Genomic DNA, 26,295 nt, shown 5'->3' with positions numbered 1-26,295 from the left:
CGATTTTCCCTCAATTGCTATCGTTTTCCGGTTTCGCTACCTTACGTGGCTTATCTGCGAGTTCCTTTTATTTACCTCCGATTACTACAGAGGACCTACCCTGTTATGGCCCAATACGTATACTCCATGAACCGCGTGGGCAAAGTGGTCCCGCCCAAGCGCGAAATCCTCAAAGACATTTCCCTGAGCTTCTTCCCTGGCGCCAAGATCGGCGTGCTCGGTTTGAACGGCGCCGGCAAGTCCACCCTCCTGCGGATTATGGCGGGCGTAGACCAGGATTACATCGGCGAAGCCAGACCCCAGCCCGGCATTCAGGTTGGTTACCTGCCTCAGGAACCCGAGCTGGATGACGAGAAGACCGTTAAGGAAATCGTCGACGAATCGGTTTCCGGAGTGCACGACGCCCTGGCCGAACTGGACAAGGTTTACGCCGCCTACGCTGAACCGGATGCCGATTTCGATGCCCTGGCCAAGAAGCAGGGTGAGCTGGAAGCCTACATCCAGGCCACCGACGGCCACGATATTGAGCGCAAAATGGAAGTAGCAGCTGACGCTTTGCGCCTGCCGGCGTGGGATCAGAAGGTAAAGCTGCTCTCTGGCGGTGAACGCCGCCGTGTCGCGCTTTGCCGCCTGCTGCTGTCCGGCCCGGACATGCTGCTGCTGGACGAGCCCACCAACACCTGGACGCCGAGTCGGTAGCCTGGCTTGAACGCTTCCTGCATGACTACGAAGGCACCGTGGTTGCCATCACCCACGATCGTTACTTCCTGGACAACGTTGCCGGCTGGATCCTGGAACTGGACCGTGGTCAGGGCATTCCGTTTGAAGGCAACTACAGTCAGTGGCTGGAAAACAAGGAAAAGCGCCTGGAGATGGAGTCCAAGCAGGAAGCTTCGCACCAGAAAGCGGTCAAGCAGGAACTGGAATGGGTTCGCAGCAATGCCAAGGGCCGCCAGTCCAAGAGCAAAGCCCGTCTGGCCCGCTTTGAGGAGATGAGTTCCCAGGAATTCCAGAAGCGTAACGAAACCAACGAGCTGTACATCCCGCCCGGTCCACGCCTGGGCAACAAGGTGATCGAAGTAGACGGCATCAGCAAGTCCTTCGATGATCGCCTGCTGTACGAAAACGTGTCCTTCAGCGTACCGCCGGGCGCCATTGTTGGCATCATCGGCGGTAACGGGGCCGGTAAATCCACTTTGTTCAAGATGATCGGCGGCTACGACAAGCCCGATGCCGGAGACATCGTAGTGGGTGAAACCGTGGAACTGGCTTACGTCGACCAGATGCGCGACCTGGACGGCAGCAAGACTGTGTGGGAAGAGCTCTCCGATGGTAACGACATCATCAAGGTGGGCAACTACGAAACACCATCCCGCGCTTACGTTGGCCGTTTCAACTTCAAGGGCAGCGACCAGCAGAAGCGCGTTGCCGACTTGTCCGGTGGTGAGCGTAACCGACTGCATCTGGCCAAGCTGCTTAAACAGGGCGGCAACGTGCTGATGCTGGACGAACCGACCAACGACCTTGACGTGGAAACCTGCGTGCGCTGGAAGAGGCACTGCTGAATTTCCCGGGCGCGGCACTGGTGATCTCGCACGACCGCTGGTTCCTTGACCGTGTTGCCACCCACATCCTGGCCTTCGAGGACGACGGCGAAGTGGTGTACTTCGAGGGTAACTTCAGCGAATACGATGAGGACCACAAGAAGCGCAAGGGCGACTCAGCATGGTGCCCCAGCGTATGAAATACAAGAAGCTGGCCTGATGGCAAAGACGAAGACCGCTTACGTCTGCACCGAGTGCGGTGCAGACTATTCCAAATGGCAGGGCCAGTGCACGGCCTGCCAGGCCTGGAACACCGTCAGTGAGGTTCGCGGAGTTAGCGCCAGCAAAAGTGGCGCACGCGGTGCTCGCTTCGAAGGGTTCGCCGGCAGCCTGTCGGAAATCCAGAGCCTCGACGATGTCAGCCTGGCCGAGCAACCCCGGATCAGCACCGGCATGCAGGAGTTCGACCGCGTGCTCGGAGGCGGGCTGGTTGAGGGCTCGGCGGTACTGATGGGCGGCCACCCTGGCGCCGGTAAGAGTACCCTGCTGCTGCAGGCGGTCTGCCATCTCGCGGCCAGTGTTTCAGCACTGTATGTGACCGGTGAGGAATCCCTGCAACAGGTTGCCATGCGTGCCAAACGCCTGGGATTGCCCACCAAAGACCTGAAGATGCTCTCTGAGACCAGCGTTGAGCGGCTCATGCAGGTCGCGGAATCCGAGAAGCCCAGGATTCTGGTGGTCGACAGTATTCAGGTTATGCATATGGCGGACATCGAGTCCGCGCCGGGCTCGGTATCCCAAGTCCGAGAAAGTGCCGCCTATCTGACCCGGTTTGCCAAGCAGACCGGCACCATCCTGTTTCTGGTTGGTCACGTGACCAAGGACGGCAGCCTTGCTGGCCCAAAAGTCCTTGAGCACATGATCGACTGCTCGATCCTGCTGGAAGGCTCCAGCGACAGCCGTTACCGCACCCTGCGCGGCATCAAGAACCGTTTCGGTGCAGTTAATGAGCTGGGCGTCTTCGCGATGCTGGAGCAGGGCCTCAAGGAAGTTAAGAATCCCAGTGCCATTTTCCTTAACCGAGGTGAAGAAGCTGCACCTGGTAGCGTGGTGATGGTGGTCTGGGAAGGCACTCGCCCGATGCTGGTGGAAATCCAGGCTCTGGTCGATATGGCTCAGGGCGGCTATCCGCGCCGGGTCGCGGTCGGCCTGGACCAGAATCGCCTGGCGATGCTGCTGGCAGTACTGCATCGCCACGGCGGTATGCATGTGTCGGATCAGGATGTCTTCGTGAATGTGGTTGGCGGTGTCAAGGTGGCTGAGACCAGTGCCGACTTGGCGCTGTTGGCAGCCATCGTATCGTCTTTCCGAGACCGCGCCCTGCCCCAGGATCTGGTGATCTTCGGGGAGGTGGGGCTATCTGGTGAGATTCGGCCAGTACCCAGCGGCCAGGAGCGGATTTACGAGGCTGCCAAGCACGGCTTTACGCGGGCATTGGTGCCGAAGGCCAATGCACCTCGCAAGGACATTGAGGGCATGAAGGTTATTCCGGTTACCAAGCTCAGTGATGCTTTGTCTGCGCTGGAAGACCTTTAGACTTTTGAGTTAACGGACCGGGCGGCTTCTCTATTTCCAAAAACCGCTACGAGCACATCCATGTGCGCTTGTTTCCGGCCATCCTTGGCCTACAACATTTTTGGAAATAGAGAAGCCACCCGTTCCTGCCCAGCTCGAAAGGGCCCTCAACTTTTCCTTCCGGATTAATCAATTAGATGGGCGAACTCTCGCTCAAGTAATGCCTGATCGCCCAGATTGAGCTCAACAAGACGCTTGAGGTGGGCGGCGCTATCCAAATCAATGTACTGGCATTTAAATCCAAGCCGGTGAGCCTCGACATGTCGCAACTCCACCGCCATCACGATGGCCGCCTCATGATCGTTCAGGTGAATGGTCACCTCGCACGGCTGCCTTAATGGCACATCCCATCCTTCCGGCCGCTTAACCAGAACGCCTTTCAGGCAGATATCCAAAACTTCAGTTGGCCAGACGCTATCAAGACAATGCAGCTCGCACGGGGCATCGAACTCAATGCGGTGAAATCGACGTTTTTCCGGGACTTGGATGGCCAAGTGGTGGCTCCTGTGTGTCGGTCTTGTTTTATCTGACTATAGACCGGACGAGGAGCCACATCCACTCAGTGCCGAGAGGGTTTATATATCACTGATGTTGGGCAAAGGCCGTTGTGGGGCCGTTGCCAAAAATGTTGGAGGCCAGGGATGGCCGGAAACAAGCCCACATGGATGTGCTCGAAGCGGTTTTTGGAAACGGCCCCACAACGGCCTTACCGCTTCAGTTGCAGGCTAGGTTAAGAAACCCCGAACTCAGCGATGATATTCAGGCTCAACTCGACAACCGCTTCAATGAACGCCCAGGCATTCTCGGATCCACATCCGGGGTGATGCCATGGCCAAGGTTGAAAACGTGGCCAGTGCCGGTACCAAAGCGACGCAGGATATCCGCCACTTCCTCACGGATACGAGCGGGTGGCGCATAGAGCATGGCTGGGTCCATATTGCCCTGCAGTGTTACCCGATCACCGATACGGGCGCGGGCGTTGCCAATGTCCGTGGTCCAGTCCAGGCCAACGGCATCGGCCCCGGTATCAGCTATGGATTCGAGCCACTGGCCGCCATTTTTGGTAAACAGGATCACCGGGATATGACGCCCTTCTTGCTCGCGAATCAGGCCGTCGACGATTTTCCGCATGTACCGCAACGAGAATTCCTCGTACGCCCAACTGCTGAGCACGCTCCCCAGGTATCAAAGATTTGTACTACCTGCGCACCGGCGCGAATTTGACCGTTCAGGTAATCAATAACTGAGTTCGCCAAATGATCCAGCAGGCGGTGCATCACCTCAGGCTGACCGTACATCAGCTTCTTCGCCTCCCGGAAATCCTTGGAGGAACTGCCCTCGATCATGTAGGTGGCCAGTGTCCACGGACTGCCTGAGAAGCCAATCAGCGGCACACTGCCATTGAGCGCGCCACGGATCGTGGAGACGGCGTTCATGACATAGTCCAGATCCACTTCCGCCTTCAGCGTGGGCAGTGCAGCCACATCCGCCTCGGAGCGAATGGTGTGCTTGAATTTCGGCCCTTCACCGGTCTCGAAGTAAAGCCCCAGACCGAGTGCATCGGGGATGGTGAGGATGTCTGAGAACAGAATCGCTGCGTCGAGCGGGAAACGCTCCAGCGGTTGCAGGGTTACCTCACAGGCAAGCGGCGTGTTCTTGCACAGACTGAGAAAGTCGCCGGCCTTGGCACGGGTAGCCCGATACTCCGGCAGGTAGCGCCCGGCCTGGCGCATCATCCATACGGGGGTGCGGTCAACTGGCTGGCGCATGAGGGCGCGCAGGAAGCGATCATTTTTCAGCTCGGTCATAGATTATCCAGCATTCTCAGTCTGTAAATGGTCGTATCGAATGGGGAGCAATGATACCCAGTTCGCCACAATAAAAAAGGGCGGCATACCCTTAGTACGCCGCCCTTCCGATCGGGATCAAGCCGACACTCAGATATCCAGGTAATCCATGATACCTTCAGCCGCCTGACGGCCTTCCCAGATAGCCGTTACGACCAGATCAGAACCCCGGACCATATCGCCCCCGGCAAAGATCTTTTCGTTGCTGGTCTGGAAAGCAAAGTCGGACTGCTCGGGCGCCGAAACGCGACCGGAGTCGTCAGTGTCTACCTTCAGCTCATCAAACCAGTCCGCCGGGCTCGGCCGGAAACCAAAGGCCACCAGCACTGCGTCCGCAGGGATCACTTCCTCGCTGCCAGGGACCACTTCCGGGCGACGACGTCCGTTCTCATCGGGCTCGCCCAACTGCGTGGACACAACCTTCACACCTTCAACCTGATCTTCACCAATGATGGCAATCGGCTGACGGTTGAACAGGAATTTCACACCCTCTTCCTTCGCGTTTGCCACCTCACGACGGGAGCCCGGCATGTTGGCCTCGTCCCGACGATAGGCACAGGTCACGCTCTCTGCCTGCTGGCGAATGGAGGTACGGTTACAGTCCATCGCGGTGTCACCACCACCCAGAACCACAACACGCTTGCCCTTCATATCGATGAATTCAGAGGCGTCCTTCTCAAAGCCAAGGCGGCGATTAACGTTTGAAACCAGGAACGGCAGCGCATCGTAAACGCCCGGCAGGTTTTCTCCGGGGAAGCCGCCTTTCATGTAGGTGTAGGTACCCATGCCCATGAACACGGCATCGTAATCATCGATGATGTCCTGCAGCATGACGTCCTTGCCCACTTCGGTGGACAGACGGAACTCAACACCCATTTCCTCAAACACCTGGCGGCGACGAGTCATGACTGACTTTTCCAGCTTGAACTCGGGGATCCCGAAGGTCAGCAAGCCGCCGATTTCCGGATAGATGTCAAACACCACCGGTTTAACGCCATTGCGCACCAGCACATCGGCACAACCCAGCCCTGCAGGGCCAGCACCAATCACCGCAACTTTCTTATCAGTCCACTTGACCGCCGACATATCCGGCTTCCAGCCCAGGGCAAAAGCGGTGTCGGTAATGTACTTCTCAACCGAACCGATGGTAACCGCGCCGTAACCATCATTCAGGGTGCAGGCGCCCTCGCACAAACGGTCCTGCGGGCAAACCCGGCCACACACTTCCGGCAAAGAGTTGGTGTGGTGACACAACTCCACCGCGCGCATGATGTTGCCTTCGGACACCAGCTTCAGCCAGTTCGGAATGTAGTTGTGAACCGGGCACTTCCACTCGCAGTAAGGGTTGCCACACTCCAGGCAACGATGCGCCTGGTTGGAAGCATTGTCTGCGGTGAACGGGTGGTAAATTTCGCCAAATTCTTTCTTACGCTTTTTGGCCGGTACCTTCTTCGGGTCAATCCGCCCTACTTCGACAAACTGGAAGTCGTTACTCAGTCTTTCTTTCATCATGGTGCTCTCATCAGCTCAATTTCGACTGGGGCGCCGGCGACGGCAACCCCATAACCCTGTTTGACCCGGTCGGTTTACTCCGGACGTGCCCGGGTGCTGGCCAGCAGGCTGCGGAGGTTGGCAGCCTTGGGTTTAACCAGCCAGAAACGGCCGATGTAGTCGTCGAAATTCTCAAGAATGTGCTCAGCCCACGCACTGCCGGTTTCCGAGATGTGCTCCCGGATTACGCCGCGCAGGTGGTTGCGATAGGACTCCATGTCTTCGCTCGAAATCCGCTGAATTTCAACAAGCTCATGGTTGTACTTGTCCACAAAGGTGTTGTTCTGGTCCATCACATAGGCAAAGCCGCCCGTCATGCCGGCGCCAAAGTTATGGCCTGTAGCGCCCAACACAGTGACCAGACCGCCGGTCATGTATTCACAACAGTGGTCGCCAGCACCTTCTACCACGGCGTGGGCACCGGAGTTCCGGACCGCAAAACGCTCACCGGCGGTACCAGCGGCAAACAGCTTGCCTCCGGTCGCGCCGTACAGGCAGGTGTTGCCCACGATGGAGGTTTCCTGGGTCTTGAAGGTGCTGCCCCGGGGTGGCTTTACTACCAGCTTGCCACCAGTCATACCCTTACCCACATAGTCGTTGGCGTCACCTTCCAGGATCAGGTTCAGGCCGCCGACGTTCCAGACACCAAAACTCTGGCCGGCAGTACCGGTCAGGTCCAGCGTAATGGGCGCATCAACCATGCCCTGGTTACCGTGCTGACCGGCGATTTCACCGGACAAGCGAGCACCGATGGATCGATCGCAGTTGGTCACCCGGTAGGACCACGCACCGCCGGACTTGTTGGCAATGGACGAGGCAATATCCTGGACCATCTGCTCAGCCAGGGTACCCTGATCGAACGGGTGGTTGCGCTCAACCTGACAGGTTTGCGGCTTGTCCGCTGGAATGTGGTCGTTGGACAGCAAACGGGAAAGATCCAGCTTCTTCTGGCGCTCGGTGTTACCCGGCAGACGCTCCAGCAGATCAACCCGACCAACCAGCTCTTCCAGACTGCGAACACCCAGCTTGGCCAGCCATTCACGAGTTTCTTCAGCAACAAAGCGGAAGAAGTTCATGGCCATTTCCACGGTGCCCTTGAAGTGCTCCTCGCGCAGATGCTCGTTCTGGGTGGCGACACCGGTCGCGCAGTTGTTCAGGTGGCAGATCCGCAGATACTTACACCCCAAAGCAACCATCGGCGTGGTGCCGAAGCCGAAGCTTTCCGCACCGAGAATGGCACCTTTCACAACGTCCAGACCGGTCTTGATGCCACCATCGGTCTGCAGACGAATTTTGCCGCGCAGATCGTTGGCACGCAGGGCCTGCTGAGTCTCGGTCAGACCAAGCTCCCATGGTGACCCGGCATAGCGGATAGAAGTCAAAGGACTGGCCGCGGTGCCGCCATCGTAACCAGACACGGTAATCAGGTCGGCATAAGCCTTGGCCACACCGGCTGCGATGGTACCGACACCCGGCTCAGAGACCAGCTTGACCGACACCAGCGCCTGCGGATTGACCTGCTTGAGATCGAAAATCAGCTGGGCCAGATCCTCGATAGAGTAAATATCGTGGTGCGGCGGCGGTGAAATCAGGGTCACGCCCGGCACCGAGTAGCGCAGACGGGCGATCAGGTCATTGACCTTGCCACCGGGCAGCTGTCCGCCCTCACCGGGCTTGGCACCCTGGGCCACCTTGATCTGCATGACATCGGCACTGCGCAGGTATTCCGCGGTGACACCGAAGCGACCGGACGCAACCTGCTTGATTTTCGAGCGTTTATTGGTGCCGTATCGTGCGGGATCCTCACCACCCTCACCGGAATTGGAGCGACCACCCAGGGTGTTCATGCAACGGCCAGCGCTTCGTGCGCCTCGGGCGACAAGGCACCCAGTGACATAGCCGCTGAATCGAAACGCGGGAAGATATTATCAACCGGCTCGACTTCAGACAGATCGATGGCCTGAATATCCTTACGGAAGCCCAGCAGATCCCGAAGCGTCGACACCGGGCGCTCGTTGACCAGGCCGGCGTATTCCTTGTAGTGGCCGTAATCGCCACTGATAACCGCTTCCTGGAGCTTACCTACCACATCCGGATTGAATGCATGGTATTCCTGGCCGTGCACGTACTTCAGCAAACCGCCCTGGGAAATCGGCTTACGCGGCTTCCAGGCGATTCCTGCCAGTTGCTCCTGATCCTGTTGGAAATCAAAGAAACCTGCGCCCTGAATCCGACTGGGCACGCCCTTGAAGCACAGATCAACCACGTCATCCGCCAGACCGATGGCCTCGAACAGCTGAGCGCCCCGGTAGGAGGTCATGGTTGAAATGCCCATCTTCGAGAGGATTTTCAGCAGGCCCTTGTTGATGCCCTTCCGGTAGTTGTTCTTGGCCTCGATCGGGTCCATCAAGACTTCACCGGTACGAATCAGGTCGTTCAGCACCTGGTAAGCCAGGTACGGATAGACCGCGGTCGCGCCGAAGCCGAACAATACGGCAAAGTGGTGCGGGTCACGGGCCCAGCCGGTTTCTACCAGGATGTTGGAATCACAACGCAGACCTTTGGCGACGAGATGGTGGTGTACGGCGCCGGTGGCCATCAGGGCGCTGACTGGCAGCTCCCCTTCTTTCAGGTCTTTGTCGGACAGAACCAGGATTACCTTGCCATCGCGGACTGCCTGCTCGGCTTCATCGCACACCTGACGGATCGCATGCTCCAGGCCCTGTTCAGGGCGGTAGCTCATGGAGATCCGGGCAACTTCGAAACCAGGGCGATCGTTATTGGTAATCTTGAGGAACTTCGCTGGTGACAGCACCGGCGTGGTCAGGATAATCCGGTCGGCGTGTTCAGCGGATTCCTCGAACACGTTCCGCTCGGCGCCAATGCAGGTTTCCAGTGACATAACGATGGACTCGCGCAGCGGGTCGATCGCCGGGTTGGTGACCTGAGCGAACTTCTGGCGGAAGTAATCGGCAACATGACGCACCTTGCTGGACAGCACCGCCATCGGCGTATCGTCACCCATGGAGCCCACGGCTTCCTGAGCGTTTTCGGCCAATGGCCGCAGAACCTGATCGCGCTCCTCGAACGACACCATGAACATCTTCTGGTGCACCAGAAGTTCATCGGCGTCCATCAGTTTAAATTCGGGCGTGTCCTGATTCAGGGTGGTTTCTACTCGCAAGGCCTTCTCACGCAACCAGCGCTTGTAGGGCTGGGCGGACTTCAGACGCTGATCGATATCCTTGGTGTGCAGAACTTCACCAGACTCGGTATCGATTGCGAGCATTTGACCCGGGCCGACTCGGCCCTTGGCCACAACATCGTCGGGCTGGTAGTCATAGGTGCCGATTTCGGAGGCCAGGGTGATGAAATCATCCTTGGTGATAACCCAGCGTGCCGGACGCAGCCCGTTCCGGTCCAGCATGCAGACCGCATATCGGCCATCGGACATAACCAGGCCGGCGGGGCCGTCCCACGGTTCCATGTGCATGGAGTTGTATTCGTAAAAGGCACGAAGCTCGGAATCCATGCTATCAACGTTCTGCCACGCGGGCGGGATCATCATCCGCACGGCCCTGAACAGGTCGACACCACCGGCCAAGAGCACCTCGAGCATGTTATCCATGCTGGAGGAGTCAGAACCGGTCAGGTTGACCAGAGGCTGCAGCGTCTGGAGATCCGGCAGGTCCGGCGAGCTGAATTTGGCAGCGCGGGCGATGGCCCAGTTACGGTTGCCATCAATGGTGTTGATCTCGCCATTGTGGGCCAGGTAACGGAAAGGCTGTGCCAGCGGCCAACGCGGCATGGTGTTGGTGGAAAAACGCTGGTGGAAGACGCAAATGGCGGTTTCCAGATCAGGATCGCCCAGATCCTTGTAAAAATTCGCCAGGTCCGCCGGCATCATCAGGCCCTTGTAGGCCAACGTCCGGTGCGAGAGGCTGCAGATATAGAACTCGGAATCGTCGACCATGTCGCGCTCGGCGTGACGACGGCCGACGAACAGGCTGATGGCAAATTCTTTCTCTGCCTTGCCGCCCGGAACCACAAACACCTGTTCAATGCGCGGCAGGCAATCTAGCGCCATGGGGCCGAGACAGCTGTCATCAACCGGCACCTCACGCCAACCCATGATTTCCAGACCCTGCTCGGTCAGGCGCTTTTCAATAGCGGCCCGGCCGGCAACGGCCTTGGCTTCGTCAGGGTTCAGGAATACCTGGCCAACGGCAAACAAATCGCCGGGCTCTTTACCGAAGGCGGCCTTGGCGGCTTTTTTCAGGAAGGTGTCCGGGCTCTGGATCAATAGGCCACAACCATCGCCGGTTTTTCCGTCTGCAGCGATACCACCTCGGTGGGTCATGCAGGTCAGCGACTCGATGGCAGTTTGCAACAACTTGTGGCTAGTCTCGCCTTTCATGTGGGCAATCAGACCGAAGCCGCAGTTGTCCCTGAATTCATCGGGATGATACAAACCTGTCATCATAAGCGTTCTCTCGAGTAGAAATGCTTTTCAATCAAAGGGTTAATCAGCGCACAGCCGAACAACCACCCTTCGACACTGAAAATGGGGCTGATCATTTTACACACGTAGAAATACGTACTCAAATGAGAGCGGGATTATTTTGGGGAACAGTGGCCGGCTTTCCCAACCCAGGGGCCCTTTAAAACACCCGTAGGCGCAACGCCCAGGCGTTGCTACAGCCCGTCAGTCGTCCTGACCCAAGGCGACCGTTTCCGCAGTGATTCTGGAAGGCTTGCTACCGCTTCTTTCGCCGCAGCTTTAGTCGCGTATTCACCATAGAATACCATAAACCACGACTCACCCTGCCGTTCGCCCTTTGTATAGACAGCATCACCTAGCTGAGGATACTGCTGCAGGACGTTAAGAGCGGTTTGCTCAAGGTTCCCGGCCACCAGCTGTATCGTCCATACGGAACGCGCCTTCAGCGCACGCAGATCAACAAAGCGCTCCGGATTTTTCGCGGAAAATTCTGGCTCTGGCTCTGGCTCTGGCTCTGGCTCTGGCTCTGGACGAGTGTCCGCAATGACGCCCGGCGATGGAACGCTTTCTTCGGGATCTGGCGTTTCCGGACCGATCGTGATGCTTTTTCGCACCGTCTCTGGCTTGTCAGCCCGTGATTCGTTGCTGGCAACAGAATCCTCATACTGATCGGAAACAAACCACCACGACCCGCCAAGCAGCGCCAACGCAAGCGCAGGCCAAGCCAACTTGCTTAACGAGGGCAACGACGGCCCACCGGTCCGGGACGCCGCCGATACCATATCGAGCCAAACTCCAGGTGTAACCCGTTTCAGCCGGCCAAAACTACCCTGGCTCAGTGCGTGAATACGAGACACCTTTGAGGCGCTCAGCAGGTCACTGACTTTGCCACCTGCGATCTGAACTCGCGGCTCAAGGTACGAAAAAACTTCTTCCCGAGTCAGGGGGCGCAAGTGGATTTGGTGAACATTGGCCGAAACCGGATCAAGCCCAGGTGGCCAATAAGATCATCACTACCTGTAAACACGGGTACTGCGGCGGCCCCGCGTTCGGCTGCCAGAAAGCCGGCCAGCAGCAACCGTAATAATTCGGTGGGCGCCCGATCAGCATCATCAATGAGCAGCACCATGCGCTGCCCTTTCTTGGCCTTGGCCTCAGACCAGCGGAAAAAGCTGTAAACGGCGTCCCGGGGGCCCTGATCGGCGTGGAAAGATGAAGCGCCAGCTCCTTGAGTGCACCGGCAAGCGCCCTGGATCCGGTCAAAGCCGCAGTTGGAATCCTATGGAATTCAAGGCGAGCCGACTCACTTCGCACCAGCTCGGTCAGCAAGCGGGTCTTGCCTGACCCGGGAGCCCCGGTAAGCAGCAGCGCCATGTCACCAAAGCCACAAAGGTGGCGTAGCGTTTCCAATGCATGATGACGCATTGCATCAGGGAAAAAAGGTGTTTCCAGCTCCAGAGGATTGGTCCGGAATCCGTAACGCTCTTGTAGACGAGGGAAAAGTCCTCCGCCATCCGCACTGTTCAGTTGATCTTCGGTCACACCCGTCCCTGCTGCCTTTTAACCCAGTTCTGCGTTCGCCAACGGTCAGCCACAATGACAGTATTTGGCAAGTGTTGCGGCCAGGTTCTCGACCGTAGCGTCTTCCGTAACAATGGCCTCACCAAGATTTGCCAGAAGCACCAGGCGTAAGCGACCATCAACGTTTTTCTTATCCACGGCCATCAGGTTTCTGAAATCATCTGGCGTCATGCCTTTTGGCGGCGCCTCTGGCAAGCCCGCGCGCTTGATCAAAGTTACCGCACGCTCAAACTGCTCGCCACTGATCATGCCCTCACGCGCCGACAGATCGGCTGCCATGATCATACCGGTGCCAACCGCCTCGCCGTGGAGCCAGTTACCATAGCCTGCGAAAGTCTCAATGGCATGGCCAAAGGTGTGGCCAAGATTCAAGATCGCCCGCAAACCACCCTCGCGCTCATCTTTGGCGACCACTTCAGCCTTGCAGGCGCAGGATCGCAGAATTGCTTCAGCAACCGCGGTCGCATCAAGTGCTACCAGGCGGTCTACATTCGCCTCAAGCCAGTCGAGAAACTGAATGTCCCGAATCAGCCATACTTGATCACTTCGGCCAGCCCAGCCGCCACTTCCCTGGGCGGCAGTGAGCTGAGGGTGTCGGTATCGATCAGCACAATCTCGGGCTGATGAAAGGCCCCCACCATGTTCTTGCCGAGTGGATGATTGATGCCGGTCTTACCACCCACGGAGGAATCAACCTGGGACAGCAGAGTCGTTGGGATCTGGATGAACGGAACGCCGCGCTGATAGCAGGCAGCAGCAAAGCCGGTCATATCTCCCACCACGCCACCGCCCAACGCAACCAGAGTGGTTTTCCGGGAATGACGATTCTGCAGCAAGTGGTCGAAAATCTGATTGAGAGTCTGCCAATCCTTGTATTTCTCACCATCGGCCAGAACCACAGTATCGACTGATTTCCCTGGAAAGCAGCTTTTTGCCCGATCAAGGTATAGAGGCGCTACCGTCTCATTGGTCACGATGAGGACCTGGGACCCTTGCACGTATTCTGAAAGATTGCGACTTCCCAGAAGACCCTGTCCAATCAGAATCGGGTAGCTTCGCTCACCCAGTTCCACGGTCAATTCACGGACTGCGTCAGACATGGTTTCGACCCTCCTTGCGTACCTGCCGCTTGTGCCGAGGCGTCCTCGGATTCATTCGATTCACCAGTTGACGGACCACCAGCCTGGGACTTTTTCGGTCCGTGTACATCGTGATGTCAGCCAACTGGGAGTAAAGCGGATCCCTGATTGAAAATAATTTGCGGAGTACCGCTTCTGGATCATCATTCTGAAGCAGAGGCCGGTTTCGATCTTTCCGGGTCCGCTCAACCTGTTGCTCGATTGATGTCTTCAGATAAACAACAACGGCATCTTGCTTCAAGAACGGGCGGTTCTCGGGCCGCATGACGGCACCTCCACCGGTCGCCAATACCGTGTCGGGCAACAGGGACAACTCTTCCAGCATGGCCGTCTCGCGCAACCGGAAACCGTCTTCACCCTCCACATCGAATATCCAGGGGATATTCGCGCCGCAGCGTTCCTCGATGATGCGATCGGAGTCCAGGAATCGATAGCCAAGCTCTTTGGCGAGCATTCGGCCAATCGTACTCTTTCCGGCCCCCATAGGGCCCACCAGGACAACGCGTTTGGGCAAAGACATAACTTCCGCTCGATTGTGTTCAGGCGGGTGAGAATATCACAGCGGTTCTGATTCCATAAATTTCCCGCGCGATTGCGGGATATTCAGACACAAAAAAGCCGCCGGTCTTAACCGGCGGCTTTTTATCTGAGCCCGACGTTTAGCGGATCAGATCGTTCTTCAGGATCTTGGGCGTGATGAAGATCAGCAGCTCACTGCGCTCATCCACATGCTCAGTCCGCTTGAACAGACGACCGAGGTACGGGATATCACCCAGGAACGGTGTCTTGGTGGTTTGGGTGGCCACCTCCGACTGGAAGATACCGCCCAACACCACGGTTTCGCCGTTGCCAACCAGCACCTGAGTCGTAACTTCATTGGTGTTGATTGACGGAATGCCTGCAGTTACCTCACCGCGGGAGTCCTGGTTCACCACCAGATCCATGATGATCTTGTCATCAGGCGTGATCTGCGGAGTTACCTCCAGCGACAACACCGCTTCCTTGAAGGACACAGAGGTGGCACCGCTTGAGGACGCTTCCTGGTAAGGAATCTCTTCACCAGATTTGATCGACGCTGTCTGGCGATCCGCAGTCACAACTCGCGGCTGCGATACAACTTCCGCCTGTCCGTCGCTTTCGAGAGCGGACAGTTCCAGGTCGACCAGGAAGTCGTCACTACCCCAACCCAGCGCGAATGAGGAGGCACCCTCACCCGTTACCCCCAGATCCACTGCCAGAGCGCCCGGGAAAGTGATTGTGTTGTTGGTGCCACCGGCGGCCTGACGGGCCTCTTCGACCGCGCCCTGAGAACCACCAACTGAGAAAACGTTATCGCCACTCACATTGTAGGCCGCACCGCCCCAGCGAATACCAAGGTTTTCGGCAACGTTGGTCTGAGCACGAACGATCCTGGCTTCGATAGATACCTGGCGAACTGGAACGTCCCAGGTAGTAACGAGTCGGCGGATTTCTTCCAGCTTCTCTGTGGTTTCCCGCACGCTGATAGTATTCGTCCGAACATCCGAAGAGACGAAACCACGGTCGGAAATCAGCTCTTTATCCGCCTCAATCAAAGCGACTACATCTGCAGCCTTGGCATAATTCACCTGGATGATATCCAGACGAACCGGAGCAAGTTCTGCAATCTGTTTGGTAGTTTCCAGCTCCAGCTTCTCACGCGCGGCGATCTCATCCGCAGGCGCTACCAAGAGTACGTTACCAATTTGGCGCTTGTCGAGACCTTTAGTTTTCAGGATCAGATCCAATGCCTGGTCCCAAGGGACATTTTGGAGCCGCAGGGTAATGCTTCCGCCCACAGTATCGCTGGCGACCAGGTTCAGTCCGGTGAAATCTGCAATTAACTGAAGAACAGAGCGAACTTCAATATCCTGGAAGTTAAGGGACAGCTTCTCACCCGTGTACGGGAATTTCTCCTCACGACGGGATTCCGCTTCCTCCTCTGTCAGCTTTTCAACACTGACCGTGAATTCGCTACCAGACTGATACGCGATGTAGTCGTAATTACCTTCCGGCCGGATTTCGACGACGGCGTTGCCATCTTGGACAAACGTATCGATGCGATTAACCGGCGTCGCAAAATCCGTCACATCCAGACGCCGACGGAGATTTTCTGGCACGGAAAGGCCTGACATGGTCAGCCGAATCTTTCCACCCAATTCGGACAAATCCACCGCAGCACTCTCGCTGCCCAGATCGACCACTACCCGACCTTCTCCGTTTTTGCCGCGACGGAAATCAACTCCGGCAAGAGCATCTGCACGAGATGATGAGGAAGTTGCTTGCGGCGCAGAGCCAGTTGACGCCGTCGACGAAACGTCAGCTGCATCGCCCCCAAGAGTCATCACCAGGGAGTTCCCACTTTTGACCGTGTCATAGGGAACCAGTTCGACCAGATTAAAGATCAGGCGCGTCCGGTCCTTGGTTTCAACGACTGTCATGCTCTGAGCATTGCCTGAGCCCAGCGGGATACTGCGACTACCGAGCCCATTGGTGGTATCGCGCAAGTCCACAGCAATTCGAGCCGGCCGCTCAATTGTGTATCCCGTCGGTTCGGGAGGCTCGCCATCGAAGGCAAGCTTAACCTCCAGTCGGTCTCCTGATAGCGATGAGAATGACACGTCTTCCAGCGTGACCGCATTGGCCAGGCCGGATAACAACCCAAAAGCAATCACGCCGACGTATACATTGAGTTTTTTAAACATCGCTAGCCTCGACCCTAAACTTTTTTGTTCGTGCATGGTTCTTTCATTTTTCATCAGCCGCTCCTTAGCCCTCTTCCTCTTCAAGGGTCAGAGAGCGCGGACGCTCTACCCAACCACCCCGGCCATTCGGAACGATCTCAATCAACTCGATCCGGGTTTCATTCACGCCAATTACGCGCCCGTAATTTTGCCCCATGTAATTACCGGTGCGAACTCGATGAATTCCCCCAACCGTATCTTGAATTAAAGCAAAAAGATTGCCCGATGCACCTTGGAGCGTGCCGACCATGTCCAATTGCTTGAGATCAAAATTCTCGAGGACCTCTTTCGGGCGGTCCAAATTAGGCTCGACATTGCTCACCGGTTGCTCATCGACCATGGTTAACTGAACATCTACGGGCGGCTCAAACGGCGCCCTCCGATCCGCCGCCGAATAACTGAACGCCTCGTACGCTTTGAACTCTGGGAGCGGTTCCACATGCCCCCGCGGCTTCGCTCGCGTGTCGGCCATGAATTTGTCGAGATCCGAGAAACCACTGCCTTGGGAGCATGCCGTCAACAGGGACACAAGACACACACCCAGCCAGGCCTTTCCCGCATGCTTTGCTGCCATGCTCATTCTCCAGCCCGGTAGCGGTAAGTACGGGCGACAACTTGCATATCGAGCTGCTCTCCGTCTCCGCCTGTTGGTTTGATGGTTAAGTCGTGCAGGGTCACAATTCGCGGCAGGCTAGCCACGCTACTCACAAATGTCGCCAACTCGTGGTAGGAACCGGAGACCCGAATATTGATTGGTAGCTCGGAGTAAAAATCGCGCTTTTGTTCAGACTGCAATTTCACTTCCTGCAATGACAAGCCGCTTCCAAGTGCCGTATTGGTAATATCTTCCAGAAGTCCCGGAACTTCCGTTTCACTGGGAAGTTGGCGAACGAGAGCGCCGAAGGTCTCCTCCATTTCCGCCATCTGGGCTTTAAAGACCTCCAGATTAGCGACCTGGTAGGCCTTCTGTTCGTATTTCTGACGCAAATCCGTCTCGGTTCTCTCAACCTGCTCTAAGCGTACGTACTGATCTTTTATAAAGAACCAGTAACCGCCACCCACAATCAGTCCAACAATGATTAGAACCACAATGGCCTTAATCGGCGCAGGCCAGATTCCTGCGTTATTGACATCAAGATCATTGATATCGAATTCGTTCAGGCTTTTTAGTGAGTCCGCGAGGCTCATTTCTTATCCTCCGCTTCGGGCTCGGGTGTTTTTTGCTGCACCGATAGATTGAACTGACTGTATCCGGCGCGGCGGCTATCTGCCGCAGACACGTTCGACAGATTTGGATCAGCAAACCAAAGAGATTCTTCGAACTGACGCATTAACGTGGAGATGCGACTATTCGATTCAGCCATACCTACGATGCTGACGCGGTCGCCGGCTCTCTTGAGATCGGTATAGTAAAGCCCGTCCGGCAAGGTGCGCACCAGCTCATCGAAGACTCGAACAATCACCGGCCGCTTACCTTGCAAATCCTGAATCACTTGCATGCGCGCCAAAAGCTCATCTCGCTTTTGCTTGAGACTCTCAATTTCGCGGATCTGTTGATCAAGCTTCTTGGTAGCGGTTTCAATGTAGGCATTTCGCGACTGCTGATAGGCAATCCGATTGTCCATGTCCGATTTCCAAAGGAACGCTAGGCCACCTGCAACAATTGCAGCGCCCAGAATCATCACCACGAACTGCTTCTGCTTTTCTGCCCGGAGCTCTTCGCGCCAGGGCCTGAGGTTAATCTTTGCCATCAGTCGAAGCTCCTCATTGCCAGGCCGCAGGCAATCATCAGCGAGGGAGCATCGTTACTCAGCGCAGACGCATTCACCCGGGACCTACTGCCATATCGGCAAACGGGTTGGCGACCAAAGTCGGCGTTCCTGTTTTTTCCTCGACCATTTCTGTCAGCCCCTGTATCGAGGCAGTACCACCTGCCAGAACCACATAGTCGACTGCGTTGTATTGCTCGCGCCAAAGAAGAACTGCAAGGCCCGCGCTACTTGCTGAACCACGCTTCGCGGAATGGCATCAACACTTCAGACTCATAGTCGTCGGGCAAACCGCCCTGCTTCTTGGCGAGGCCTGCCTCTTCAAGCGACAATCCATAGCGACGCTGAATTTCTTCGGTGAGCTGCTTGCCACCGAAGATCTGTTCGCGGGTGTACACGGTCTTGCCATCGGCGAGAACGCTGAGCGTGGTCATAGTGGCACCGACGTCGACTATTGCCACTACCAGCTCTTCACCCTGGGAATCAAGCTGCGGCTCGATCAGCGAGTAGGCTCGCTCAAGAGAGTAGGCTTCGACATCAACAATCTTTGCGGACAGCGAGGCAATCTCAAGCGCGTCCTCACGTATGTCGACGTTTTCCTTTCTGCACGCAGCCAGAAGGACATCAACCTGATCGGGATTGTTTTCCGAAGCGCCCTGGACCTCAAAATCGATGGCAACTTCATCCAGCGGGTATGGAATGTACTGATCGGCCTCGAGGGCGATCTGGTCTTCCATCTCAAACTCGTTGAGGCCGCCATCCATCTGGATAAGCTTAGTGATCACCGCAGAGCCTGAGACGGCCACGGCAACCTGTTTCACACCCGTGCGCGATTTCGAGGCGACGCGCTTGAGCACTTCGCCTACTGCCTCAACGTCCGTGATATTTTTTTCGACAACGGCGTTAGCCGGCAAAGGCTCCACCGCGTAGCTTTCGACCTTTATGCGGCCGCCCTGCTTTGACAGCTCCAGAAGTTTGACCGAACTGGAGCTGACGTCCACGCCCAGCACTGCACTGGATTTCTTTCCGAACAATCCGAACACGCGCTCACCCTATACCTGGTTAGATGCACCCGGTTAAGTTACTTATGTGTTTTTTATTTAAGAGAATTTCTTCAGTATTCCGTCTACAATGCCATTTCTTCTTAGTTGAGAAGCATTGCGGCGGTGAAGCGACTCATCCTTCCTAAAGCAATTTCTCAAATGATAGACCTATATCCAACAGTTGTCAGAAAAAAATGTCTCATTTGTTGCGCACATCTCGCCTTTTCGCATGGTTATTTCTCACCGGACTGAGTGTCGCCATAATCGTTACCTCAGGCTTTTATCTGTACCTTCGCCCTGGCCTTCCCCCGGTTGAACAACTGCTCGACATCAAGTTGCAGACGCCGCTGCGAATTTACAGCCAAGACAGCAGATTAATAGCAGAATTCGGTGAAAAGAGAAGGGCACCGATCACAATCGAACAGATCCCAACAATTCAGTTACAAGCGTTTTTGGCGGCTGAGGACTCAAGGTTTTACGAGCATGCCGGGGTCGACATCAAAGGCCTGGCGCGGGCTGCGATCGAACTGGTCTCCACTGGCTCCATCCAGTCTGGCGGCAGCACCATCACAATGCAGGTTGCAAAAAATTACTTTTTGTCACGGGACCGGACCTTTATCCGGAAGTTCAACGAGATACTTCTGGCTCTTCAGATTGAGCGCGAACTGGACAAAAACCGCATCCTCGAGCTCTACCTGAACAAAATCTATCTCGCAATCGAGCTTACGGAATCGCTGCAGCGGCACAGGTTTACTACAACAAGCCGATCAAAGAACTCTCTCTTGCCCAAATGGCCATGCTTGCCGGCCTGCCGAAGGCACCTTCGTCGTTTAACCCCTTGGCCAACCCGGATCGTGCCAAGATCCGGCGAAACTGGATCATTGGACGCATGCGGGACCTGGGCTACATCACTCCAGATGCGTATGACCTCGCCATCTCTGCTCCATTAACAGCGAACTACAACGCTACAGACACCGAAGTCGACGCAGACTACGTGGCGGAAATGGCGCGCTCGGAAATCGTTCGACGGTTTGGAGATAATGCTTACACAGACGGTTATACAGTTACCCTGACGGTCGACAGCCGTAAGCAGCAAACGGCCACAGACGCCCTACGCAAAGGCCTGGAAGCTTACGACCGCCGGCACGGATTCCGAGGCCCCATTGGCCAAATCGATGAAGATACACTGAAGGAGAGCACCCCGGCGGAGCTGATTCTCAACTATCCGCAAGTGGCCGAACTCCTCCCCGCGCTAGTCACGGATATCAGCGACGAACAGGCAAACGTCCAGGTCCATGTCCGGAATATCGGTGAAGCCATCATGCCGTTTGAGACCATGACCTGGGCTCGCCGCTACAAAACTGAAGACCTGCGCGGCCCAGAGCCCGAGAAACCGACAGACGTGCTATCAGTCGGTGACGTCGTGTACGTACGGGCCAACTCACAAGCCGGGGATCTCAGCGACTCAACGACGCAGCCGGGCGTTGCCCTGGCGCAAGTGCCACGGGCAGAAGGCGCGCTCATCTCTCTGGACGCCGATACTGGCGCGGTTCAGGCACTGGCCGGTGGTTACAGCTTCCGGCAGAGTAAATACAACCGCGCAATTCAGGCGAAGCGACAGCCAGGCTCAACCTTCAAACCGTTCCTCTACTTAACGGCACTTGAGAATGGTCTGACTCCGGCCACTATCTACAACGACGCCCCCATCGTGTTTGATGACTCGGAACTGGAGACAGCCTGGCGCCCGCAGAATTCTTCTGGCCAGTTCTACGGGCCGACTCGCTTGCGCGAAGCGCTCTACCGGTCCCGCAACATCGTCTCGATCCGACTGCTTCGGGACGTCGGCATCCAGACCACCCTTGACTATCTGAAACAACTGAAAATTCCGGTCGACAACATGCCGGACAACCTTTCGCTCTCGCTGGGCAGCGGACAACTCACGCCCATGGAGCTGGCCCGTGGACTTGCAGTGATCGCCAACGGTGGCTACGACGTTCAACCCTATTTGATCGAACAGATTCAGGACGTCAATGGCGAGACGATTTACGAAGCGCCGAAAACCGTTCTTTGCGATCGGGACTGCGAATCGCAAATGACTGGCAACGGTAGCAAGAATGGGACTGACGAACCGACCTCGCTTGCCGATACCAGCGAGGAACCAGAGGTCAGAGTCATGCCGAGACTGGCTGATGAGCGCTCGGTGTACATCCTGCACTCCATGATGCAGGACGTAATCCGCCGGGGAACGGGCCGTCGAGCCCAGGCGCTCGGACGCAACGACATTGCGGGCAAGACCGGCACTACTAACGAACAGAAAGACACCTGGTTTGCCGGCTTTAACCACGACATTGCCACTACCACCTGGGTCGGCTTTGACCAGCCCGCCCCATTAGGGCGAAGAGAGTTCGGCGCCAGCACCGCACTACCGATTTGGGTCGACTATATGCAAGTGGCGCTGGAGAATGCACCTTCAGCCACAATGCCTCGCCCCAACGGCATCGTAAACGTGCGCATCAACCCCGAGACTGGCAAGCGAGCCAGACCGGGCGAAGAAGGTGTCTTTGAAGTGTTCAAGGAAGAGGATGCGCCCGCACCGCTTTCACCCCAGGATGAGAACGAGCGTAACGGCAGCGCGGACGATTACTCGCGGCAAATCTTCTGACCCTGGCTTAGCGCCAGCGTCAGCACCAGCAATATGCGGACACAAAAAAACCGGCGGGATCACCGCCGGTTTTTTTATTTCTGAACGAACGTTAGATAATGTCGTCCATGGACTTCAGCGGGTAGTGCGCAGGGTACGGGTTGCGCGCAACGCCGGAATCAACCGCCGCACGAGCTACCGCCGCTGGAACTACCTCAAGCAGACGCACATCCATCGGCTTAGGAATGATGTACTCCTTGCCGAATTCGAAGTTGGCTACGCCGTAGGCTTCGCAGATTTCCTGTGGCACTGGCTCCTTGGCCAGCTCACGAATGGCGTTGACAGCAGCTACCTTCATCTCTTCATTGATGGCAGTGGCTCGAACGTCCAGCGCACCGCGGAAGATGAACGGGAAACCCAGTACGTTATTTACCTGGTTCGGGTAGTCGGAGCGACCGGTTGCCATGATCAGATCATCACGGGTGGCCAATGCGACTTCCGGCTGATCTCCGGATCCGGGTTTGAACAGGCAAACACGATAGGGTTAGGCGCCATCTTCTTCAGCTGATCTGCTGTCAGCAGATCCGGACCTGAAAGCCCAAGGAATACGTCTGCGCCGTCGATCGCGTCATCCAGCGTACGCCGGTCAGTATCATTGGCAAACATTGCCTTGTACTGGTTCAGATCATCACGACCAGAGTGGATCACACCCTTACGGTCGAGCATGAAGATGTTCTCAGAGCGAATACCGCAGCTGATCAGCAGCTTCATGCATGCGATTGCGGCCGCACCGGCACCGAGGCACACCACTTTCGCTTCGTCGATTTTCTTACCCTGCAACTCAAGGGCGTTGATCATGCCAGCTGCAGTTACGATGGCCGTGCCGTGCTGGTCATCGTGGAAGATGGGCACGTTGCACTTTTCGATCAGTGCACGCTCAACCTCAAAGCACTCGGGCGCCTTGATGTCTTCCAGGTTGATGCCACCGAAAGTATCCGCGATACGCTCAACGGTTTCGATGAATGCCTGCGGGCTCTCGGAATTGACTTCAATGTCGAAAACGTCAATACCGGCAAAGCGCTTGAACAGTACGCCTTTGCCTTCCATTACCGGCTTGCTTGCCAGAGGTCCCAGGTTACCCAGGCCAAGAATCGCGGAACCGTCGGAGATGACAGCCACCAGGTTTCCCTTGGCGGTGTACTTGTATGCGTTCTCCGGGTCCTTTGCGATCTCGCGGACCGGTTCGGCAACCCCGGGGCTGTACGCCAGAGAGAGATCGCGGGAGGTTTTGGTTGGCTTGGTGATTTCAACACTCAGCTTACCAGGCCGCGGCTTGGCGTGATATTCAAGGGCTGCTTCTTTCAGATCTTGAGACATTGCCACTGTTCCGTTTGTCACGTTTAAAGGTAATGAACCGCAAAGCACTGCTCAGCGGAGCGCGCCATTATGGCTCGACCATCCCCAAACGACAAGTGCTATCCGACCACTTATCGATCAGTCAATAGTGCTAATTGCGTATGTACATAGATACGACGCAGTTTTTGGCAGGCACAAAAAAAGCGCCCGAAAGGCGCCTTTTTTTGCGTTGCAAGAAAGATCAGTCTTTCTTGCCACCGGCGATACGGCCGCCGAAACGCTTCTGGAACCGATCAATACGACCGCCGGTATCCATAACCTTCTGCTTCCCGGTGTAGAACGGGTGGCACTGGGAGCAAACATCCAGCTGCAGGTCGTGTCCGATGGTGGAACGGGTCTTAACAACATTACCGCAGGAACAGGTTGCGGTGATATCTTCGTACTTGGGGTGGATACCTTCTCTCATGGCGAACCTCGTTAGGTTATGCCGCTACCCGATCGCGGGACTCTGTGAGCCCGGGCGCCAGGCACCGCATATTTGAATCAATTAAGAAGACGGGGCACAATCAGGCCCTGTCTAAAACAGACCGCGAATCTTACTTGTAATTCCGCCATCAGGCAAGCATGCAGGGATGCCCTACCCTCCTGAATCCGCTGTTCTGGACGATGAGCCGGACAATTAAGGATAAGCACATACCGTGACCCCCGACCTGCTCTGGAGCAATCTGTGTCGTCTATCGTTCGAATCGCCCTGAACCGACCACTGAGACGGCTCTTTGATTACCGTATTCCGGAGGGGCTGTCACTGGCCCCAGGGCAGAGAGTGCGGATCCCATTTGGTCGGCAACAGGCCACCGGCCTGGTTGTCGACACCAATGTACAACCCCCTGAGGGCATCACGATCAAACCGGTCAGTGCGGCAGCGGAAGACTGGCCGGCGCTGCCACCTGAAACGTTCAGGCTGCTCAGCTGGGCCAGCGACTATTACCAACACCCACTGGGCGAATGTCTGTTCACGGCACTGCCGACAGCGCTGAGGCGAGGACGACCCGCCAAGGAAAAACCAATAGTGAGGTGGATCGCAACCGGCTCACCCGACACGCTACCCTCCAATGCCCGCAAACAGAAAGCGCTGCTGGCATGGCTCTCAGAGAAACCTGACGGGGTTCCGGAAAAAGAGATCACCCAGGCGGGCTACACCCGCGCCCAGATCAAGGCACTTGCGGACAAGCAGTTAATAGCGGTGGTTAGTCAAGACACCGGGGACCGAACAACCACATCCCCGGAAGCCCATCGGCGAACGCCACAGCTTTCGCCCGCTCAGCAAGAGGCTGCCAGCCAGCTAGCAAGCCCTAGCGATGGCTTTGGCGCGTCTCTCTTGTATGGCATTACCGGAAGCGGAAAAACCGAGCTCTACCTTCATTATTTAAAGACCAACCTCGAGGCAGAGCAACAGGCTCTAGTGCTGGTGCCGGAAATTAATCTGACCCCACAGACCGTGGCCCGCTTCAGGCACTATTTCGGTGATCGCATTGTGGTCTGGCATTCGGCACTGAACGACGGCGAACGACTCTCCACCTGGCTGAAAATCCGCAACGGCGAGCCCGTCATCCTGATTGGCACCCGCTCAGCAGTACTACTGCCCTTTACCAAGCTGAAAGCCATCATTGTCGATGAAGAACACGACAGCTCCTATAAACAGGGAGAAGGGTTCCGCTACTCCGCCAGAGACATAGCGGTGTATCGGGCCCACCTGAACGCCTGCCCGGTCATACTCGGCTCAGCGACCCCGTCCCTGGAGTCCTATCACAACGCCCAACAGCAAAAGTACCAGCTGATTCGCCTGGAGGAGCGCGCAGGCAACGCCCTGCCCCCGACCATCAGCCTTCTGGATATTCGTAGCCGCCCCCTGGAAGGAGGTATGTCCCAGCCTGCGCTTGAGGCCATCAGGCAAACCATTGATAGCGGTCAGCAAGCACTGGTTTTCGTGAATCGACGAGGATTTGCGCCGGTCATGATGTGCTTTGACTGCGGCCACATGGTCGAGTGCCCCCGATGTGACACCCGCCTGACCTATCACCGCCGCGATCGCGCCATGCGCTGCCACCACTGCGATTATCAGGCAGCCGCCACTGAGCACTGCCCCAAATGTGAGAGCGATGCTTTCAAGCCCGTCGGCCAGGGTACCGAGAGGACCGAAGACGTTCTTTCGGCCACCTTCCCAGACACCCCCATCGTGCGAGTCGACCGGGACAGCACGCAACGCAAGGGCAGCATCCAGAAGATCCTCGACACCGTGAATACCGGCAAACCGTGTGTTCTGGTCGGCACACAGATGCTCGCCAAGGGCCATGACTTTCCCGGCGTCACTCTGGTGGTGGTGGTTAACGCCGACGGCGGCCTGTTCAGCGTCGACTTCCGGGCACCGGAACAACTGCTCCAGACATTACTGCAAGTGAGTGGTAGGGCCGGACGAGGCAAGGTACCGGGCAAGGTATTAGTACAAACCTGCCACAGTGATCACCCCCTGCTACAAACCCTCTGCAAAGGCCGGTACCTGGACATGGCCGACCAACTGCTCGCCGAGCGCGAAACGGGCCAATTCCCTCCGTTCCGGGCGATGGCCATTTTCCGGGCCGAAGCCGACACCATGGAACAGGGCCTGCAACTACTGGACTCTATTAAGCCACTAGCCCAGGCACCGGGTATCGACGTCTGGGGCCCGCTTCCGGCACTAATCGCCCGCCGCGCCGACCGACACCGCTCTCAGCTCATTCTGAACGCCGATAATAGAAAGCGACTGAACGCCCTGCTGAAAGACATCTGCAACCAACTGGACCAACGCAAGCTCCAGGGCAATGTGAAGTGGATGATTGATGTTGATCCGCAGGAAACCGGCTAGAGCGCTCTTTGCTTGAGACGCCGG

Annotated in this window: 12 protein-coding genes and 7 pseudogenes; 4 read left to right on the top strand and 15 right to left on the bottom strand. The window is 56.7% G+C overall.

What is annotated here, in order from left to right:
• Positions 1-105 precede the first annotated feature (105 nt).
• Together ettA and radA are read left to right on the top strand one after the other, a co-directional pair.
• Positions 106-1,764 (top strand): annotated as a pseudogene (gene ettA / locus AU14_RS13530) (energy-dependent translational throttle protein EttA).
• A complete protein-coding gene (radA, locus tag AU14_RS13525) occupies positions 1,764-3,140 on the top strand; it encodes a DNA repair protein RadA (RefSeq protein WP_041341613.1) in 1,377 nt (458 codons plus the stop codon). Before ettA ends, radA begins: the two are co-directional and overlap by 1 nt.
• A 164-nt stretch (positions 3,141-3,304) precedes the next feature.
• Here radA and AU14_RS13520 read toward each other — a convergent pair whose 3' ends face one another.
• The 13 genes and pseudogenes from AU14_RS13520 to AU14_RS13465 form a co-directional block, all read right to left on the bottom strand.
• Positions 3,305-3,673 (bottom strand): PilZ domain-containing protein, encoded by a 369-nt coding sequence (locus tag AU14_RS13520; protein WP_041341611.1) that lies wholly within the window; start codon positions 3,671-3,673, stop codon positions 3,305-3,307.
• 252 nt (positions 3,674-3,925) lie between these two features.
• Positions 3,926-4,987 (bottom strand): annotated as a pseudogene (hemE, locus tag AU14_RS13515) (uroporphyrinogen decarboxylase).
• 129 nt (positions 4,988-5,116) lie between these two features.
• On the bottom strand, positions 5,117-6,535 hold the full coding sequence (locus tag AU14_RS13510) for an FAD-dependent oxidoreductase (RefSeq protein WP_041344001.1): 1,419 nt from the start codon (positions 6,533-6,535) through the stop codon (positions 5,117-5,119).
• A 77-nt stretch (positions 6,536-6,612) separates the two neighbouring features.
• Positions 6,613-10,994, bottom strand: a pseudogene (gene gltB, locus AU14_RS13505) (glutamate synthase large subunit).
• A 278-nt stretch (positions 10,995-11,272) separates the two neighbouring features.
• Positions 11,273-11,785, bottom strand: coding sequence for an SPOR domain-containing protein (locus AU14_RS23470; protein ID WP_330217906.1), 513 nt, complete (start codon positions 11,783-11,785; stop codon positions 11,273-11,275).
• 277 nt (positions 11,786-12,062) lie between these two features.
• On the bottom strand, positions 12,063-12,620 hold the full coding sequence (locus tag AU14_RS23465) for a hypothetical protein (protein WP_330217905.1): 558 nt from the start codon (positions 12,618-12,620) through the stop codon (positions 12,063-12,065).
• 45 nt (positions 12,621-12,665) lie between these two features.
• Positions 12,666-13,759, bottom strand: a pseudogene (gene aroB / locus AU14_RS13495) (3-dehydroquinate synthase).
• Positions 13,752-14,318, bottom strand: coding sequence for a shikimate kinase AroK (gene aroK, locus AU14_RS13490; protein ID WP_041341608.1), 567 nt, complete (start codon positions 14,316-14,318; stop codon positions 13,752-13,754). Before aroK ends, aroB begins: the two are co-directional and overlap by 8 nt.
• A gap of 139 nt (positions 14,319-14,457) precedes the next feature.
• Positions 14,458-16,521, bottom strand: coding sequence for a type IV pilus secretin PilQ (gene pilQ, locus AU14_RS13485; protein ID WP_179944710.1), 2,064 nt, complete (start codon positions 16,519-16,521; stop codon positions 14,458-14,460).
• 64 nt (positions 16,522-16,585) lie between these two features.
• Positions 16,586-17,134, bottom strand: a complete 549-nt coding sequence (locus tag AU14_RS13480; RefSeq protein ID WP_041341607.1) for a pilus assembly protein PilP — start codon at positions 17,132-17,134, stop codon at positions 16,586-16,588.
• 2 nt (positions 17,135-17,136) lie between these two features.
• The gene (locus AU14_RS13475) at positions 17,137-17,748 is read right to left on the bottom strand and encodes a type IV pilus inner membrane component PilO (protein WP_041341606.1); all 612 of its coding nucleotides are present in this window, start codon (positions 17,746-17,748) and stop codon (positions 17,137-17,139) included.
• A complete protein-coding gene (locus AU14_RS13470; RefSeq protein ID WP_041341605.1) occupies positions 17,745-18,311 on the bottom strand; it encodes a PilN domain-containing protein in 567 nt (188 codons plus the stop codon). Before AU14_RS13470 ends, AU14_RS13475 begins: the two co-directional genes overlap by 4 nt.
• Positions 18,311-19,372 (bottom strand): annotated as a pseudogene (locus AU14_RS13465) (pilus assembly protein PilM). The gene AU14_RS13470 and the pseudogene AU14_RS13465 overlap by 1 nt, the downstream one beginning before the upstream one ends.
• A gap of 194 nt (positions 19,373-19,566) precedes the next feature.
• Between AU14_RS13465 and AU14_RS13460 the strand changes: the two are divergent.
• Positions 19,567-22,034 (top strand): annotated as a pseudogene (locus AU14_RS13460) (penicillin-binding protein 1A).
• 91 nt (positions 22,035-22,125) lie between these two features.
• Here AU14_RS13460 and AU14_RS13455 read toward each other — a convergent pair.
• Positions 22,126-23,390: pseudogene (locus tag AU14_RS13455) on the bottom strand (malic enzyme-like NAD(P)-binding protein).
• Between the two features lie 220 nt (positions 23,391-23,610).
• Positions 23,611-23,835 (bottom strand): 50S ribosomal protein L31, encoded by a 225-nt coding sequence (rpmE, locus tag AU14_RS13450; RefSeq protein ID WP_041341598.1) that lies wholly within the window; start codon positions 23,833-23,835, stop codon positions 23,611-23,613.
• 261 nt (positions 23,836-24,096) lie between these two features.
• On the opposite strand from rpmE, the gene AU14_RS13445 reads away from it, so the two are divergent.
• On the top strand, positions 24,097-26,271 hold the full coding sequence (locus AU14_RS13445) for a primosomal protein N' (protein WP_041341595.1): 2,175 nt from the start codon (positions 24,097-24,099) through the stop codon (positions 26,269-26,271).
• Positions 26,272-26,295 lie beyond the last annotated feature (24 nt).

Origin of the sequence: Marinobacter similis (assembly GCF_000830985.1) — a bacterium.
Taxonomy (GTDB): domain Bacteria; phylum Pseudomonadota; class Gammaproteobacteria; order Pseudomonadales; family Oleiphilaceae; genus Marinobacter; species Marinobacter similis.
This window is presented reverse-complemented; position numbering and strand designations above follow the sequence as displayed.

What these genes read in the sequence shown, in the direction of transcription:
- AU14_RS13510 (WP_041344001.1), bottom strand. Translation starts at nt 6,535, where the DNA reads ATGAAAGAAAGACTGAGTAACGACTTCCAGTTTGTCGAAGTAGGGCGG.
- radA (WP_041341613.1), top strand. Translation starts at nt 1,764, where the DNA reads ATGGCAAAGACGAAGACCGCTTACGTCTGCACCGAGTGCGGTGCAGAC.
- pilQ (WP_179944710.1), bottom strand. Translation starts at nt 16,521, where the DNA reads ATGTTTAAAAAACTCAATGTATACGTCGGCGTGATTGCTTTTGGGTTG.
- AU14_RS13480 (WP_041341607.1), bottom strand. Translation starts at nt 17,134, where the DNA reads ATGGCAGCAAAGCATGCGGGAAAGGCCTGGCTGGGTGTGTGTCTTGTG.
- AU14_RS13475 (WP_041341606.1), bottom strand. Translation starts at nt 17,748, where the DNA reads ATGAGCCTCGCGGACTCACTAAAAAGCCTGAACGAATTCGATATCAAT.
- aroK (WP_041341608.1), bottom strand. Translation starts at nt 14,318, where the DNA reads ATGTCTTTGCCCAAACGCGTTGTCCTGGTGGGCCCTATGGGGGCCGGA.
- AU14_RS13470 (WP_041341605.1), bottom strand. Translation starts at nt 18,311, where the DNA reads ATGGCAAAGATTAACCTCAGGCCCTGGCGCGAAGAGCTCCGGGCAGAA.
- rpmE (WP_041341598.1), bottom strand. Translation starts at nt 23,835, where the DNA reads ATGAGAGAAGGTATCCACCCCAAGTACGAAGATATCACCGCAACCTGT.